The following is a 14,524-nucleotide window of genomic DNA, read 5'->3' as shown; positions in this document are numbered from 1 at the left end:
CGCTCCTCGCACCCTAGATTGCATACAGTTACGTCTGACGTTGGAGGTCGCATGGCGACGAACACCGCGCTGCCGCTGGCCGATCTGCGCGTGATCGAGATGGGCCAGCTGCTGGCCGGTCCGTTCTGCGGGCAGCTCCTCGGCGACTTCGGCGCCGAGGTCATCAAGATCGAAGACCCCAGGGCCGGGGATCCCATGCGCCAGTGGGGCCGCGAGAAGCCGCACGGCATGTCCCTGTGGTGGCCGGTCGTGGCCCGCAACAAGAAGTCGGTCACCATCAACCTGCGCGACGCCGACGGGCAGGAGCTCGTGCGGCGGCTGCTCGCCGAGGCCGACGTGCTCGTCGAGAACTTCCGTCCCGGCACGCTCGAACGCTGGGGACTGTCCCCCGAGGCGCTGTGGGAGCTCAACCCCCGCCTGGTCGTGACCCGGGTCAGTGGTTACGGCCAGACCGGCCCGTACGCCGGCCGCGCCGGCTTCGGTTCGATCGGCGAGGCGATGGGCGGCATCCGATACGTCACCGGCGACCCCGACCGGCCACCGGCCCGCTCCGGCATCTCCCTCGGCGACTCCCTCGCCGCCGTCTTCGCCGCGCTGGGGACGCTCGTGGCCCTGCACGAACGGCTCCGTACCGGCCGCGGCCAGGTCGTCGACGCGGCCATCTACGAGGCGGTCCTGGCCATGATGGAGTCACTGCTGCCGGAGTGGTCGCTGGCCGGCTACCAGCGCGAGCGCACCGGCGCGGTGCTACCGAACATCTCCCCCAGCAACGTCTTCCCGACCAGCGACGGTGAGAGCGTGCTCATCGCGGCCAACCAGGACAGCGTGTTCCGCCGGCTCACCGAGGTCATGGGCCGGACCGAGCTGGCCGACGACGACCGGTTCCGCGCGCACGACGCGCGCGGGCGCAACATGTCCCTGATCGACGGCATCATCGCCGAGTGGTCGGCGACGGTGCCCGCCGACGAGCTGCTCGACCGCCTCAGCGCCCACGGGGTGCCGGCCGGGCGCATCTACACGGCGCCCGACATGCTCGCCGACCCCCACTTCGCCGCCCGCGAGGCGATCGTCCGCCTGGCGGCGCCGGGCCTCGGCGACGTACCGATGCAGAACGTCATGCCACGGCTGAGCCGCACTCCCGGCGCGGTCCGCCACACCGGCCCGGACCTCGGGGAGCACAACGACGAGGTGTTCGGGAAGCTTCTCGGGCTGGACGCCGACCGGACCGCCGAGCTTCGAGCGGCCGGGGTCATCTGATGCCCGTCGAGAGCGTCGAGGTCCGTCAGTGCGCGACCACGACCCCCGGGGCGGGCTCCAGGTCGGCGAGTCGGGACGGCCGCACCACGAGCAGCAGCACCGCCAGCGCCGCCACCATGCCACCGGTCACCACCAGGGCCATCGCCACCGCGCCGGTGCCCAGCACGCCGACCAGCGGTGCGGCCACCGCGCCCACCCCGAACTGCACGGCGCCGAGCAGCGCGGACGCGGTGCCGGCCGCCTCGCCGTGCCGGGACAGCGCCAGCGCCGGGGCGTTCGGCATCGCCAGGCCGGCCGCCGCCAGCACCACCCACAACGACACCAGCAGGGCGGGCAGCCCACCGACGTTCGTCGCGGCGAAGCCCAGCAGGGCCAGGCCGGCCAGCGTTCCCACGCCCAGCGAGACCACGAGGATGCGCTGCGGCGGGAAGCGGCGCAGCAACCGCACGTTGTACTGGGTCGCCCCGATCAGGCCCACCGCGCCCGCGCCGAACGCCAGCGCGAACTCCTGCTCGTCGAGCCCGTACCCCTGCTGAAGCACGAACGACGAGCCGGCCACATACGCGAACAGCGCCGCCATGGCCAGGCCGGCGACCAGAACCAGGCCGACGAACACGCGGTCGCGCAGCAGCGAGCCGTAGAGGCGGGCGGTGCCGACGACGCCGCCGCGACGGCGGCGCTCGGGCGGGAGCGTCTCCGGCAGGCCGAGCGCGGCGACCACGGCCAGCAGCACGCCGAAGACGGCCAGCACGACGAAGACACCCGGCCAGTCCGTCCAGCGCAGCACGGCCCCGCCCAGGGTCGGGGCGAGGATCGGCGCCGCGCCCATCACCAGCAGCAGCCGGGAGAGCAGGGTGGCGAACGCCGCGCCGCTGAACAGGTCACGGACCACTGCCATCGCGACCACCGCGGTGGCGGCGACGCCGAGGCCCTGCACCACCCGCAGCACCCCGAGGACGGCGACGTTCGGCGCGACGACGCAGAGCGACGACGCCATGACGTGCAGCACGAGGCCGGCGATCAGCGGACGGCGCCGCCCGACCGCGTCCGACAGCGGACCGATCAGCAGCTGGCCGACCGCGAGCCCGGCGAGCGTGCCGGTGAGGGTGAGCTGGACCGCCGCCGAGGTGGTTGCGAAGTCCGCGACGATCGCGGGCAGCGCGGGCAGGTACATGTCGATGGTCAGCGGACCCACCGCGATCAGCGAACCGAGGACCAGCACGAGCCGCAGCCGCTGCCCCCGGCCCATCAGGTCCCCGGGTGTCGAGGTGGTGGTCGGCCGCCGGTCGGTGGCGACATCGGTCATCGGGGGGACCTCCGCCCGGTCAGGACGCGGCCGGGCGGAATTCGGTGCGACAGTCACACCTGGGTTCAGGTCCCGTCCCGCCGGCCCCATTCCCGTCTGCGCGAGAGGTTACCCGGGTCACAGGCAGTCGCGCACCGCCGCGCTGAGCAGGTTGGCCCGCTCGTCGTCGATGCCGCCCATCTGGTTCACCACGTAGCCGAAGCCGAGCTGGTGGGTGTCGTCGGCGAAGGCCAGGTGCCCGCCGGCGCCGTCGTGGCCGAAGCTGCGTACCCCGAGCATCGGGCGCGGCGCCGCGTGCACCAGGAAGCCGGTGCCCCAGCGGTGGCCGGCGTCCGGCAGCCCGTACACCTGCTGGCCGGCGGCGCGGACGGCGAGGGCGTCGTCGACGGACGCGGGGGTGAGCAGGCGCGGGCCGGCGGCGGACCCGGCGACGCAGGCGGCGTAGAGGCGGGCCAGGCTCTCGGCGGTGCTGACCGCGCCCGCGCCGGGGACCTGCGCGGCCTGGATGGCCGGGTCGTTGAAGCTGACCAGGCCGGTGTCGTCGGCCGGGAAGGCGAACGCCCCGCCCATGGTGATGCCGCGTTCGGCGACCGGGTCGCCGGCCGGGCCGGGGTCACCGACCGGGGCCAGCATCCAGGCGACCGTGTCGCGCTCGGCCGCCGGCAGGCCGATCCAGGTACGCAGGCCGAGCGGCTCGCCGATGGTGCGGGCGAACCAGGCGCCCGGGAGTTCCCCGGTGATCCGGCGGATGACCTCGCCGATCAGCCAACCGTAGGTCATCGCGTGGTAGCTGTGCGCCGTGCCCGGTCGCCACAGCGGGGCCTGCGCCTCGATCGCCTCGATCACCGGGTGCCAGGCGAGCACCTCGTCGAGGGTGAAGGGCCGGTCCAGCGCCGGCAGGCCGGACTGGTGGGTGAGCAGCCAGCGGACCGGGATCTCGTCCTTGCCGTGCCGGCCGAACCCGGGCCAGTAGCGGGTGACGGGCGCGTCCAGGTCGAGCCGGCCCTCCTGCGCCAGCCGGTACGCGCAGATCGCCATGATCCCCTTGGTGACGGAGAAGACGACCGCGGGCGTGTCGGCGGTCCACGGCCGGCCGGACCGGGGGTCGGCCGTCCCGCCGTACAGGTCGACGACCGCGCGGCCGGCGACGTGGACGGCGACCGCGGCGCCCACCTCGCCCCGGTCGGCGAAGTTGGCCCGGAACACGTCGGCGACCCGACCGAAGCCGTCGTCGGCGTGCCCGTGGATCTGCGGGTCGGTCACCTCGTCATCCCTTCACGGAGCCCTGGAGCAGGGCCTTGATGAACTGACGCTGGAAGATCACGAACACGATGAGCGTCGGGGTCATGATGAGCAGCGAGCCGGCGCAGAGCAACACCAGGTCGGTCCCCCACTGCCCCTGGAACGCGCCGAGCGCGCCGGCCATCGTCCGCTTGGTGGCGTCGTCCACCAGGACGATGGCGAGCAGGAACTGGTTCCAGGTCCAGAGGAACAGCAGGATGGTCAGCGACGCGACGGCCGGGCGGGCCAGCGGCACGTGCACGCGCCAGAACAGTTGCCAGGTGTTGCTGCCGTCGACCCGGGCCGCCTCGGACAGCTCCCGTGGCACGTTGATGAAGTGCGCCCGCATCCAGAACACCGCGAACGGCATGTAGAGGCCGACCAGCGGCAGGATGATCGCCCATCGGGTGTTGAGCAGGCCGAGGTCGCGGATCTGGTAGTAGAGCGGGGTGACCACGGCCTCGAAGGGCAGCGTGAGGCCGAGCAGCAGCAGCCCGAAGGCGAGGTGGCCGCCGGGCACCCGCAGGTGGCCGAGGCCGAAGCCGGCCATGGTCGCGATGAGCACGGCGAACGGCACCACCCCGGCCACGATCAGCATGCTGGACTTCAGCAGGGCGCCCATGTTCGCGGCGGTGAAGGCGTCGGCGAAGTTGCCCCACTGCGGGTCCGAGGGCCAGGCCAGGCCGGTGGGTACGGTGCCGCGCGGTTGCAGGGCCGCGGACAGCATGCTGAGGAACGGCAGCAGGGTGACGACCACGAGCGCGATCAGGAAGATCCGCCCGGTCAGTCGCTCACCGCGACCGGTCAGGTTCATGGTTTCTCTCCCCGGGTCAGCCGTTGGATCGGCAGCACGCACACCAGGACCAGCAGCATCAGCACCACGCCCAGGGCCGAGGCGAGCCCGACCTGGCGTTGGGAGAAGGCGAGCCGGTAGATCTCCAGGCCCGGCACGGTCGTCTCGATGCCCGGGCCGCCGCTGGTGGAGATGTAGACGATGTCGAAGCTGGCGAGCGCCGCGATGACGGTCACCGTGAGGCAGATGCCGATCTCCTGGCGCAGGCTGGGCAGGGTCACCGCGAAGAACTCCCGGATCGAGCCGGCGCCGTCCATCCGGGCCGCCTCGTAGAGCGACGGGTCGATCTTGCTCATGCCGGTGACCAGCAGGATGGTGCAGAGACCGAGCATCACCCAGGCCCCGATCACGCCCACGGCCGGCAGCGCGGTGTCGAACTCGCCGAGCCAGGGCCGGGTGACCGAGCCCAGCCCGACCGCCCGCAGCGCCTGGTTGACCAGGCCGCTGGAGGACATCATCCAGCTCCAGGCGATGCCGGCCGCCACCAGCGGGATCACCTGGGGCAGGAAGAGCACGGTACGCACCATCGCGCCGGCCGGGCCGGTGGCGATCCGGCGGACCAGGCTGGCCACCACCAGGCCCAGCACCACCGGGACGAAGCTGAAGAAGACGATCAGGACGAACGCGTTCCCGATGATCTTCAGCAGGTCCCGGTCGGTGAAGACGGTGACGTAGTTGTCCAGCCCCGCCCAGGTCGCCGCCCCGATGCCGTTCCAGCGGTAGAACGAGTACTGCACGGTGAGCAGGAGCGGGCGCAACACGAAGAACCCGTACATGAGCAGCGCGGGCAGGACCCACAGCCACCCGCTCCACCGGGCCGCGCGGCCCCACCGCTTCCGGTGGGGCCGCGCGGGTGCGCCGAGGACGGTCGTCACCGGGACAGTTCCTTCTCGTACTCGGCCTGGACCGCCTTCACGTACCCCTCGGGCGTCTGCTGTCCGGCGATCAGCTTCTGCATCTCGGGCGTGATCGCCGCGGCGAAGATGCCGCCGGTTGCGTTCGCGGTGAAGTCGACCGCGCCGTTGTCGGCCCCGAGCTGCTGCGACGCCTTCAGCGTCTCGGCCAGCACGGTGCCCTCCTGCACCGGCGGCAGGGACAGCTCGGCCGGACCGCCCGGGGACGAGCCGCCGACGTTCACCGAGATCTCCCGGGCCTTGTCGTTGGTGTGCACCCAGTTGAGGAAGAACGCGGCGGCGTCGGGGTGCTTGGCCTTCGCGCCGACCCCGAAGGTGTTCGGCGCCGACATCGCCACCCGCTTGGCGTCGGCGGTCTCACCCGGGAAGAGGAAGAACCCGACCTTGCCGGGGAGCTGCTTGTCCAGATTCGCCGACTCCCAGTCGCCGTTGAACATGAACGTGCCGTTGCCCTTGCCGAACTCGCCCATCATCGCGGTGTAGTCGACGGCGTTCGCGTCCTTCGGGAAGTAGCCCGCCTGCGCCCACTTCTGGATGGTCTGGGTGGCCTTCAACGCGGCCGGGGTGTCGAAGGTGGCATCCGGCTTCTGGAAGATCCAGTCGGCGATCCGGGCCGGGTCGCCGTACTGGTTCTGCAGCGCCTGGTGCGGGAAGTTGATGCCGGCGGTGTTCTTGTTGAACTGCATGATCGGCTGGAGGTTCGCCGCCTTCGCCTTGGCCAGCAGGTCCTCGAACTCGGCGATGGTGGCCGGCGGCTGGGTCATGCCGATCTGCGCGGCCTGGTCCTTGTGGTAGAACACGCCAGTCACGCTGTAGCCCAGCCCCATGCCGTACAGGGAGCCCTCGCCCCGGACGCCGCCCTCGCCGATCCGCAGCTGAACCAGTTGCGAGGCCGGGAACTTGTCCCACCCGTACGCCTCGAAGTAGGGGTCCATGTTCTTCAGCAGCCCGTCCTTGACCAGGTCGACCATGGTGGGCAGCCGGATGATGTCGGGCGCGTTGTCCGAGGCGAGGACCCGGGGCGCGTTCTCCACGATGACGGTGAACTGGTCCTCGCGGACGTTGAACGTGACGTTGGGGTGCTGCTTGGTGAACTCGTCGGCGAGCGCCTTGGCCAGCGGGAAGCCGGTCTCGGCGTACATCTCCAGGGTGATCTTCTCCGACCCCAGCTCGGTGCTGACCTTGGCGTCGGCGTCGTTCGACGTGGTCTGCTCCTCGCCGGGTGGGCTGCAGGCGGTGGCGGCCAGGCCGACGGCGAGCAGTGGCGCCAGCACTGCGAACCGGCGGCGGGTCATCCTCGGGAACTCCGGCACGTCGGGCCTCCTATGTCGCGGCGGAACGGCTTCGCTAAACTGATTTAGCAGAGCATGCGCGGGTGAGCTGGGGCTGTCAAGAAGCAGTCGGCAACGGTCCGGAAACGACGCGTTCACGAATCGGGCCGCCGGGAGACCGGCGACGGAGGCCGCGACCGGACGCATCATGATGGGCAGCAGCGGCGGACGGATCGCCGGGATCGGAGGACTGATGGGCCGCAACCGCGCCACCCTGGCCGACGTCGCCGAGCGCGCCGGGCTGTCCAAGACCGCCGCGTCGATGGTGCTCAACGGCCGGGAGGGCACCCGACTCTCCGCCGAGGCGCACCAGCGGGTCTTCGCGGCGGCCGAGGAACTCGGCTACCGGCCCAACGTGGCCGCCCGCAGCCTGCGTACCCGCAAGACCGCCACCATCGCGTTCGTCTCCGACATCGTCGCCACCACCCGCTTCGCCGGCGGCCTGATCCGGGGCGCGCTGGACGCGGCCCGCGAGCGCGACCACGTCCTGCTCATCACCGAGACCCAGGGCGACGCGGCCTTCGAGCGGTACGCGATCGAGGCGATCCTCGACCGCCAGGTCGACGGCGTGATCTACGCGGCCATGGCGACCCGCCGGCTGACGGTGCCGCCGGCGATCCTCGGGGGCCGGGTGGTGCTGCTCAACGCCACCAGCGCGGAGCACCTGCCGTGCGTGCTGCCGGACGACGAACGGGCCGGCGCCACGGTCGCGGAGACCCTGCTCGCGCGCGGCCACCGGGACCGGATCGCGCTGATCGGGCGCAACCGGCAGAAGGAGAGCGACCCGGAGATCTCCCTGGCCGCCGCCGCCCGGCTGCGCGGCATCCGGGGTGCCCTCGCCGCCGCCGGCGTCTCGCTGCTGACCGAGGGCTTCTGCCCGGAGTGGCAACCGGAGCACGGCTACGCCGCGACCCGCGCGCTGCTGCGGCAGCCGGTCCGGCCGAGCGCCGTCATCTGCATGAACGACCGGCTCGCCTTCGGCGCCTACCAGGCGCTCGGCGAGGCCGGCCTGAGCGTCCCGGACGACCTCTCGGTGATCTCCTTCGACGACGATCCGATCGCCACCTGGCTGCGCCCGAAACTGACCACCGCCGCGCTGCCGCACGAGCAGATGGGACGCCGGGCGGTGGAGTCGCTGCTCGACGGCGACGGGCACGAGCCGGCGTACGTGCCGATGCCGCTGCGCCGCCGCCGCTCCGTCGCCGCGCCGGCCGGCTGAGCACCGGGCGGCTCACCACCCGGGCGGTAGCCGCTAAACCGATTTACTGATAGCTTTCCCGCCATGTTACGTCTGCCCGACCACTGGGTGTGGGACAGCTGGTACGCCCAGGACGACGACGGTTCGTGGCACGTGTTCTTCCTGCGTGCCTCCCGGGCCCTGCTCGACCCGCACCGCCGTCACCGGCGCGCCTCGATCGGCCACGCCGTCTCCACCGACCTGCGCTCCTGGCGACTGGTCGCGGACGCGCTCGTGCCCGCCGACGCGCCCGGCTGGGACGACCTGGCCACCTGGACCGGTTGCACGGTCCGCGGCCCGGACGGGCGCTGGCACCTGTTCTACACCGGCGTCGGGCGGGCCGAGGACGGGCTGGTCCAGCGGATCGGGCTGGCCGTCTCCGACGACCTGGTCACCTGGCGGCGGCACGGCGACGGTCCGGTCGTCGAGGCCGACCCCGCCTGGTACGAGGTGCTCGACCGGGAGATGTGGTACGAGCAGGCATGGCGCGACCCCTGGGTCTTCCCCGACCCCGACGGTGACGGCTGGCACATGCTCGTCACCGCCCGCGCCAACCAGGGCCCCGCCGGGGAGCGGGGTGTCATCGGCCACGCCACCTCACCGGACCTGCTCGACTGGACCGTCCGGCCCCCGCTGTCCGCGCCGGCCGGCTTCGGCCACCTGGAGGTGCCGCAGGTCGCCGTGGTGGACGGGCAGCCGCTGCTGCTGTTCTGCACCAACGCGGTCGCCGCCGGCCGGGGACCGGCGCACCAGCTCTGGGTGGCAAGCGCGCCGACGGTCCGCGGGCCCTGGGACGTGCCGGCGGCCCGGCCGGTGACGCTGCCCCACCTGTACGCGCCGCGGCTGGTCCCGGACGCCGGCGGCTGGTCCCTGATCGGGTTCGTCGACCACGTCGACGGCGAGTTCGTCGGCGAGCTCAGCGACCCGATCCCGGTCCGCCACGACCCCGCCGCCGGGCTCGTCACCCGGTGACGACACCGGCCGCCGTCGAGGCCCGGCCCGCGCCGGCCCGCAGATCCTCCTCGATCCGCCTCGCGGCGGCCAGCAGCGGCGGGAGCAGATCCCGCCGGATCACCTCGAACGACCCCCGGGTGGCGTGCGCGGAGACGTTCACCGCCGCCACCACCGACCCGTCCTCGCCGTGGATCGGCGCGGCCAGCGACCGCAGCCCCTCCTCCAACTCCTGGTCCACTATCGCGTACCCCTGGGCGGCGACCTTCGTCAGCACGGCGCGCAGCTTCACCGGGTCGGTGACGGTGCGGCGGGTCAACGGACGCAGCTCCGCGGTGGCCAGGTAGTCGCCGAGCCAGTCCGCCGGTTGCGCGGCGAGCAGCACCCGGCCCATGGACGTGGCGTACGCGGGGAAGCGGGTCCCGACGCTGATCCCCACCGTCATGATCCGCTTGGTCGGCACGCGGGCCACGTAGACCACCTCGTCGCCGTCGAGCACCGACACCGAGCAGGACTCGCGCACCTGCGCGACGAGCGCCTCCATGTGCCGGCGGGCGATCTCGGGCAGGCCCAGGCCGGACAGGTAGGCGTAGCCGAGGTCGAGGATCCGCGCCCGCAGCGAGAAGAGGCGGCCGTCGGTGTGCACATAGCCCAGCTCGACCAGGGTGAGCAGGAACCGGCGCGCCGCGGCCCGGGTCAGGCCGGTCCGCCGGGCCACCTCGCTGAGCGTGAGCTGCGGATGGTCGGCGTCGAACGCCCGGATCACCGCGAGGCCGCGCTCCAGCGACTGGACGAACTCCGGCGACCTCGCCACCTCGCCGCTCACGCTCACCCGGCCTCCCGCCGCAACGTCTCCCGGGCCACCGTGAACGCCCGGTTCGCCGCCGGTACGCCAGCGTAGACGCCGACCTGGAGCAGGACCTCCGCCACCTCCTGCTCGCTCAGCCCGTTGCGCAGCGCGGCCCGGACGTGCATCGCCAGCTCCTCGTCGTGGCGCAGGGTGGCGAGCACGGCGAGGGTCACGCAACTGCGGGTACGCCGGTCGAGACCCGGCCGGCTCCACACCTCGCCCCAGGCGTAGCGGGTGATGAAGTCCTGGAAGCCGTCGGTGAACCCGTCCGTGCCGGCGACCGCGCGGTCGACGTGCGCGTCACCGAGCACCTGCCGGCGTACCGTCATGCCCTGCTCGTGCCGCTCGCGGTCGTTCATCGTTCATGCGGCCTCTCGTCGAAGTGGTCCAGCAGGAGCCGGCACACCCGCTCGGGTTGCCCGACGTTCGCCAGGTGCGCCGCCTCCCCGACGACGGCGAGCCGGGCCCCGGGGATCCGCCCGGCGATGTCGCGGGCATGCCCGACCGGCGTCGCCGCGTCGTCCGCGCCCGCGACCACGAGCGTCGGCGCGCAGATCCGGCCGAGGGCGGGGCGCAGATCCATCGCGGCGATCGCCTCGCAGCAGGCGGCGTACCCGGCGGGGGACGTCGCGGTCAGCATGGCGCGGAACGCGGCGACCACGTCCGGCCGGGCCGCGGCGAAGCCCGGGGTGAACCAGCGGGCCACCACCGCGTCGGCGATCGCCGGCAGGCCGGCGGCCCGGACCGTCGCCGCCCGCTCCCGCCACTGCTCCGGCGGGCCGAGCGACGCCGACGTGCACAGCAGCGCCAGCCGCCGCACCCGGTCGGGCGCGTGCGCGGCCAGCCACATGCCGACCATGCCACCGAGCGACAGCCCCGCGTAGTGGACCCACGGCACGCCCAGGCCGTCGAGCGTCCGCAACAGCTCCCGGCCCAGCAGATCCAGCGAGTACGGCCCCGGCGGCACCGCCGAGCGGCCGTGGCCCAGGTGGTCGTACCGGATCACCCGGAACCGGGCGGCGAGCGCCGTCACCTGGGGTTCCCACATCGCGCCGGCGGTGCCGAGGGAACTACCCAGCAGCAGCACCGGCGCGCCGGCCGGGCCGTCGGACGTGGTGTGCAGCCGGGCGGTCACCGCGGCACGTCCCGAACGGCGGTCAGGGCCCGGTCGACGAAGTGACCGGCCGAGCCGAGCCAGCGGTACGGGTCGAGCGCCTCGTCGACCTGCGCCTCGGACAGGTGGGCGCGGATCTCGGGGTCGGCGAGCAGCGCGGCCCGGAACGACGGCGCGGCGGCGGCGCGGGCGACCAGGTCGTGCGCGACGCCGCGGCCGACGGCGGGGGCCAGCCGCGCGGCGACGGCCTCGGCGAGCACGACGCCGCCGGTCGCGTCGAGGTTCGCCCGCATCCGCTCCGGGTGGACCCGCAACCCGGTGAGCATCCGGGCGCAGCGGGCGGCGGCGCCGCCGGCGACGTGCAGCAGGTCGAGCAGGGGTTCCCACTCGGCGTGCCAGCCGCCGGCGGCCCGCTCGTGCTCCTGCGCCGCCGCGGCGAACAGGGTGGCGACGAGACCCGGGCCGCGCCGCGCCGCGGCGCTGACCAGGATCGAGTCCACCGGGTTGCGTTTGTGCGGCATGGCCGAGGAGCCGCCCCGCCCGTCGCCGCCCTCGGTGACCTCACCGATCTCGGTCTGGGCGAGCAGCCCGACGTCGAGCGCGACCTTGCCGGCGGCCACCAGGAGCCCACCCAGGGCGGCGGCCAGGTCGAGCCGGGGCTGGCGGCGGGTGTGCCAGGGCAGCGGGCTCCCGGGCAGGCCCAGGCGCGCCGCGAACCGCTCGGCGACGTCCGGACCGGCCGGGCCGAACGCGGCCAGGGTGCCGACCGCGCCGCCGAGTTGCGCGGGTTGCGCGGCGCCCGCCTGCCGCAGCCGGTCCCGGGCCTCGACGAGACCGGTCAACCAGCCGGCCGCCTTCAGCCCGAACGTGGTGGGTGCCGCCTGCTGCCCGAGGGTCCGGCCGACCATCACGGTGTCCCGGTGGGTGTCGGCCAGCCCGGCGGCGGCGTCGACCGCGGCGTCGAGGTGACCCGACAGCGGCCCGAGCGCCCGCACGGTGGCCAGGACCAGCGCGGTGTCCAGGACGTCCTGACTGGTCGCGCCGGCGTGCACCCAGGCCCGGGCGTGCTCGGGCACCGCGGCGGTCAACTCGCGGACCAGCGGGACGACCGGGTTGCCGGCGGCCTCGGCGGCCCGGCCGAGCGCCGCCGGGTCGAACCGCTCGGCGCGGCACCGGCCGCCGATCGCCTCCGCCACCGCCGGGGGCACGATGCCGGTGTCGGCGGCGGCCTGGGCGAGCGCGGCCTCCACGTCGAGCATCGCCTGGAGCAGGGACACGTCGCCGAGTTCCGCGTCGACGTCCGGGGCGCCGGAGAGACCGCCGAGCAGGCCGTCAGACGGCGAAGAAGACGGTCTCACGGTCGCCCTGGAGGTGGATGTCGAAGCGGAACCCGTCCGGCGCGGCGCTCGCCAGCAGCGTGTCCCGGCGATCCGCGTCGACGCCGCGCAGCACCGGATCGGCGGCGTTCGCCGCCGGCTCGTCGGGAAAGTAGAGCCGGGTGACGAGACGGTGCAGCAGCCCCCGTCCCAGCACCGACAGGGTCAGGTGGGGGGCCTCGACGCCGCCGTCCGGGTCGGGCAGCGCGCCGGGCCTGACGGTCAGCAGCCGGTAGCAGCCCTGCCCGTCGGTCTCGCTGCGGCCGAACCCCCGGAAACCCGGGAGCGCGGGCGGCCGGGCCCCGCGCGGGTCGTCCGGGTGGTCGAACCGGCCGTCCGGGTCGGCCTGCCAGCTCTCCACCATCGCGTCGACCACCGGCGCTCCGGCGCCGTCGACGATCCGGCCCCGGATCCAGAACGCGCCAGGCGTGCCCTCGGGCACCACGTACGGGCCGTCGGGCCAGCGCAGACCGATGTGCAGGTACGGCCCGACCGTCTGCGCGGGCGTGACGCCCAGCCGTTCAGTCATCGTCGTCACCGTCCTCGAAGGGAGTGCTCTCCCGGCCCCGCAGCACGATGTCGAACTCGTACGCCAGGGCCCACTCCGGCACCGTGGTGGCGTGGTCGTACCGGGCGACCATCCGTTGGCGGGCGGCCGGGTCGGTGACCGCGTTGAAGATCGGGTCCTGGAAGAACAGCGGGTCGCCCGGGAAGTACATCTGGGTCACCAGCCGCTGGGTGAACGCGCGGCCGAAGAGGGAGAAGTGGATGTGCGCCGGCCGCCAGGCGTTGTCGTGGTTGCGCCAGGGATAGGCGCCGGGCTGCACGGTGACGAACCGGTAGCGCCCCCGGGCGTCGGTGAGCGCCCGGCCCACCCCCTCGAAGTGCGGGTCGAGCGGCGCCGGCCAGGTGTCCGACGCGTGGCGGTAGCGGCCGGCGGCGTTGGCCTGCCAGATCTCCACGAGCGTGCCGGCCACCGGACGGCCGTCGCCGTCGCGGACCCGGCCGTGCACGACGATCCGCTGCCCCTGCGGCTCGCCGTCGTGCTGGCGGGTCAGGTCGTGGTCGAGCGCGCCGAGACGCCCCTCCCCCAGCAGCGGCCCGGTGACCTCGGTCAGGCGCTGCGGCAGGTAGGCGAGCGGCTGCTGCGGCGCCCGCGCCACGGTGGACCCGTAGCCGGGGCTGAGCAGGGGCGGATGGGCGTCGACGTCGTCCCGCCGGTAGCGCGGCAGCACCAGGCCGCCCTGGTGGGCGGTGTCCCGGGTGGTCATGTTCCTCTCCCGTCCGGCTCGGCGCGGCCGATCCTGGTCGCCTCCAGCGCTCGCAGCGCCGTGAGTTCGCGCGCCGTCGGCGGCTCCCCGGTGACCAGCCGCCCGGCGACGGCCAGGTCCCAGCCGGTGGCCGCCCGGGCCCGCTCCACGGTCACGCCCGGATGCAGCCGGGTCAGCGTCAGCTCGCAGGTGACCGGGTCCGGTTCGAGGACGCCGAGGTCGGTGATCACCAGTCGGGGACCGCCGCCGCGCAGGCCGAGCCGCTCCCGGTCGCCCGGCCCCGATCCGTAGCCGACCGAGGTGACGAAGTCGACCCGCGCGGTGAACGTCCGCGGGTTCTGCCGGACGATGACCACGACCTCGCCGCAGGAGGCGGCGATCTCCGGCGCGCCACCGGCGCCGGGCAGGCGGACCTCGGGAGCGTCGTAGTCGCCGCCGATGACCGTGGTGTTGATGTTGCCGTACCGGTCGAGCTGCGCGGCGCCGAGGAAGCCGACGTCGATCCGGCCGGGTTGCAGCCAGTAGTTGAACACCTCGGGCACCGACACCACCGCGTCGGCCGTGTCGGCGAGGACACCGTCCCCGATGGACAGCGGAAGCCGGTCCGGCTTCGCGCCGAGGCAGCCGGACTCGTAGACGAGCACCAGGTTCGGGGCGTGGGTGGCCCGGGCCAGGTTCGCCGCGGTGCTCGGCAGCCCGATCCCGACGAAGCAGGCTGCGCCGTCGCGCAGTTGCCGGGCGGCGGCGACGGTCATCATCTCGTCCGCCGTCCACTCCGCCGCG

15 protein-coding genes are annotated in these 14,524 nt (G+C 73.8%); 3 read left to right on the top strand and 12 right to left on the bottom strand.

What is annotated here, in order from left to right:
- The first annotated feature begins 51 nt into the window (after positions 1-51).
- Positions 52-1,257: a CoA transferase gene (locus O7602_RS10665; protein WP_281588317.1), complete on the top strand. Its 1,206-nt coding sequence runs from the start codon at positions 52-54 to the stop codon at positions 1,255-1,257.
- Positions 1,258-1,282: 25 nt separating this feature from the next.
- Here O7602_RS10665 and O7602_RS10660 read toward each other — a convergent pair whose 3' ends face one another.
- From O7602_RS10660 to O7602_RS10640, 5 genes are all read right to left on the bottom strand, one after another.
- Positions 1,283-2,506, bottom strand: a complete 1,224-nt coding sequence (locus O7602_RS10660; RefSeq protein WP_281590243.1) for a multidrug effflux MFS transporter — start codon at positions 2,504-2,506, stop codon at positions 1,283-1,285.
- Positions 2,507-2,680: 174 nt separating this feature from the next.
- Positions 2,681-3,826, bottom strand: a complete 1,146-nt coding sequence (locus O7602_RS10655) for a serine hydrolase domain-containing protein (RefSeq protein ID WP_281588315.1) — start codon at positions 3,824-3,826, stop codon at positions 2,681-2,683.
- 4 nt (positions 3,827-3,830) lie between these two features.
- Positions 3,831-4,658, bottom strand: coding sequence for a carbohydrate ABC transporter permease (locus O7602_RS10650; RefSeq protein ID WP_281588313.1), 828 nt, complete (start codon positions 4,656-4,658; stop codon positions 3,831-3,833).
- The gene (locus O7602_RS10645) at positions 4,655-5,572 is read right to left on the bottom strand and encodes a sugar ABC transporter permease (protein ID WP_281588311.1); all 918 of its coding nucleotides are present in this window, start codon (positions 5,570-5,572) and stop codon (positions 4,655-4,657) included. Before O7602_RS10645 ends, O7602_RS10650 begins: the two co-directional genes overlap by 4 nt.
- On the bottom strand, positions 5,569-6,924 hold the full coding sequence (locus tag O7602_RS10640) for an extracellular solute-binding protein (protein WP_281588309.1): 1,356 nt from the start codon (positions 6,922-6,924) through the stop codon (positions 5,569-5,571). Before O7602_RS10640 ends, O7602_RS10645 begins: the two co-directional genes overlap by 4 nt.
- 166 nt (positions 6,925-7,090) lie before the next feature.
- Between O7602_RS10640 and O7602_RS10635 the strand changes: the two genes are divergently transcribed.
- On the top strand, positions 7,091-8,161 hold the full coding sequence (locus O7602_RS10635) for a LacI family DNA-binding transcriptional regulator (RefSeq protein ID WP_281588307.1): 1,071 nt from the start codon (positions 7,091-7,093) through the stop codon (positions 8,159-8,161).
- A 63-nt stretch (positions 8,162-8,224) separates the two neighbouring features.
- Positions 8,225-9,151 carry a glycoside hydrolase family 68 protein gene (locus O7602_RS10630; protein ID WP_281588306.1) on the top strand — a complete coding sequence of 309 codons (927 nt, stop codon included), beginning with the start codon at positions 8,225-8,227 and terminating at the stop codon, positions 9,149-9,151.
- On the opposite strand, the gene O7602_RS10625 is transcribed toward O7602_RS10630, so the two are convergent.
- The 7 genes from O7602_RS10625 to O7602_RS10595 are packed head-to-tail and all read right to left on the bottom strand — an operon-like array spanning position 9,141 to position 14,499.
- On the bottom strand, positions 9,141-9,962 hold the full coding sequence (locus O7602_RS10625; protein WP_281588304.1) for an IclR family transcriptional regulator C-terminal domain-containing protein: 822 nt from the start codon (positions 9,960-9,962) through the stop codon (positions 9,141-9,143). The two genes, O7602_RS10630 and O7602_RS10625, sit on opposite strands and share 11 nt — an antisense overlap.
- On the bottom strand, positions 9,959-10,339 hold the full coding sequence (pcaC, locus tag O7602_RS10620) for a 4-carboxymuconolactone decarboxylase (protein WP_281588303.1): 381 nt from the start codon (positions 10,337-10,339) through the stop codon (positions 9,959-9,961). The genes O7602_RS10625 and pcaC overlap by 4 nt, the downstream gene beginning before the upstream one ends.
- Entirely contained in the window at positions 10,336-11,115 is a 780-nt protein-coding gene (gene pcaD, locus O7602_RS10615) for a 3-oxoadipate enol-lactonase (protein WP_281588301.1), read from the bottom strand. Before pcaD ends, pcaC begins: the two co-directional genes overlap by 4 nt.
- A complete protein-coding gene (gene pcaB, locus O7602_RS10610; RefSeq protein WP_281588299.1) occupies positions 11,112-12,452 on the bottom strand; it encodes a 3-carboxy-cis,cis-muconate cycloisomerase in 1,341 nt (446 codons plus the stop codon). The genes pcaD and pcaB overlap by 4 nt, the downstream gene beginning before the upstream one ends.
- Positions 12,427-12,999 carry a protocatechuate 3,4-dioxygenase subunit alpha gene (pcaG, locus tag O7602_RS10605; RefSeq protein ID WP_281588297.1) on the bottom strand — a complete coding sequence of 191 codons (573 nt, stop codon included), beginning with the start codon at positions 12,997-12,999 and terminating at the stop codon, positions 12,427-12,429. The genes pcaB and pcaG overlap by 26 nt, the downstream gene beginning before the upstream one ends.
- Positions 12,992-13,741 (bottom strand): protocatechuate 3,4-dioxygenase subunit beta, encoded by a 750-nt coding sequence (gene pcaH / locus O7602_RS10600; RefSeq protein ID WP_281588295.1) that lies wholly within the window; start codon positions 13,739-13,741, stop codon positions 12,992-12,994. Before pcaH ends, pcaG begins: the two co-directional genes overlap by 8 nt.
- Complete coding sequence (locus tag O7602_RS10595; protein ID WP_348651330.1) at positions 13,738-14,499, bottom strand: CoA-transferase; 762 nt, start codon at positions 14,497-14,499, stop codon at positions 13,738-13,740. The genes pcaH and O7602_RS10595 overlap by 4 nt, the downstream gene beginning before the upstream one ends.
- Between the last annotated feature and the right edge of the window lie 25 nt (positions 14,500-14,524).

The organism is Micromonospora sp. WMMD1128 (assembly GCF_027497235.1).
Taxonomy (GTDB): Bacteria; Actinomycetota; Actinomycetes; order Mycobacteriales; family Micromonosporaceae; genus Micromonospora.
Note: the sequence above shows the minus strand (reverse complement) of the source record. Positions and strands in the feature narration are given on the sequence as shown.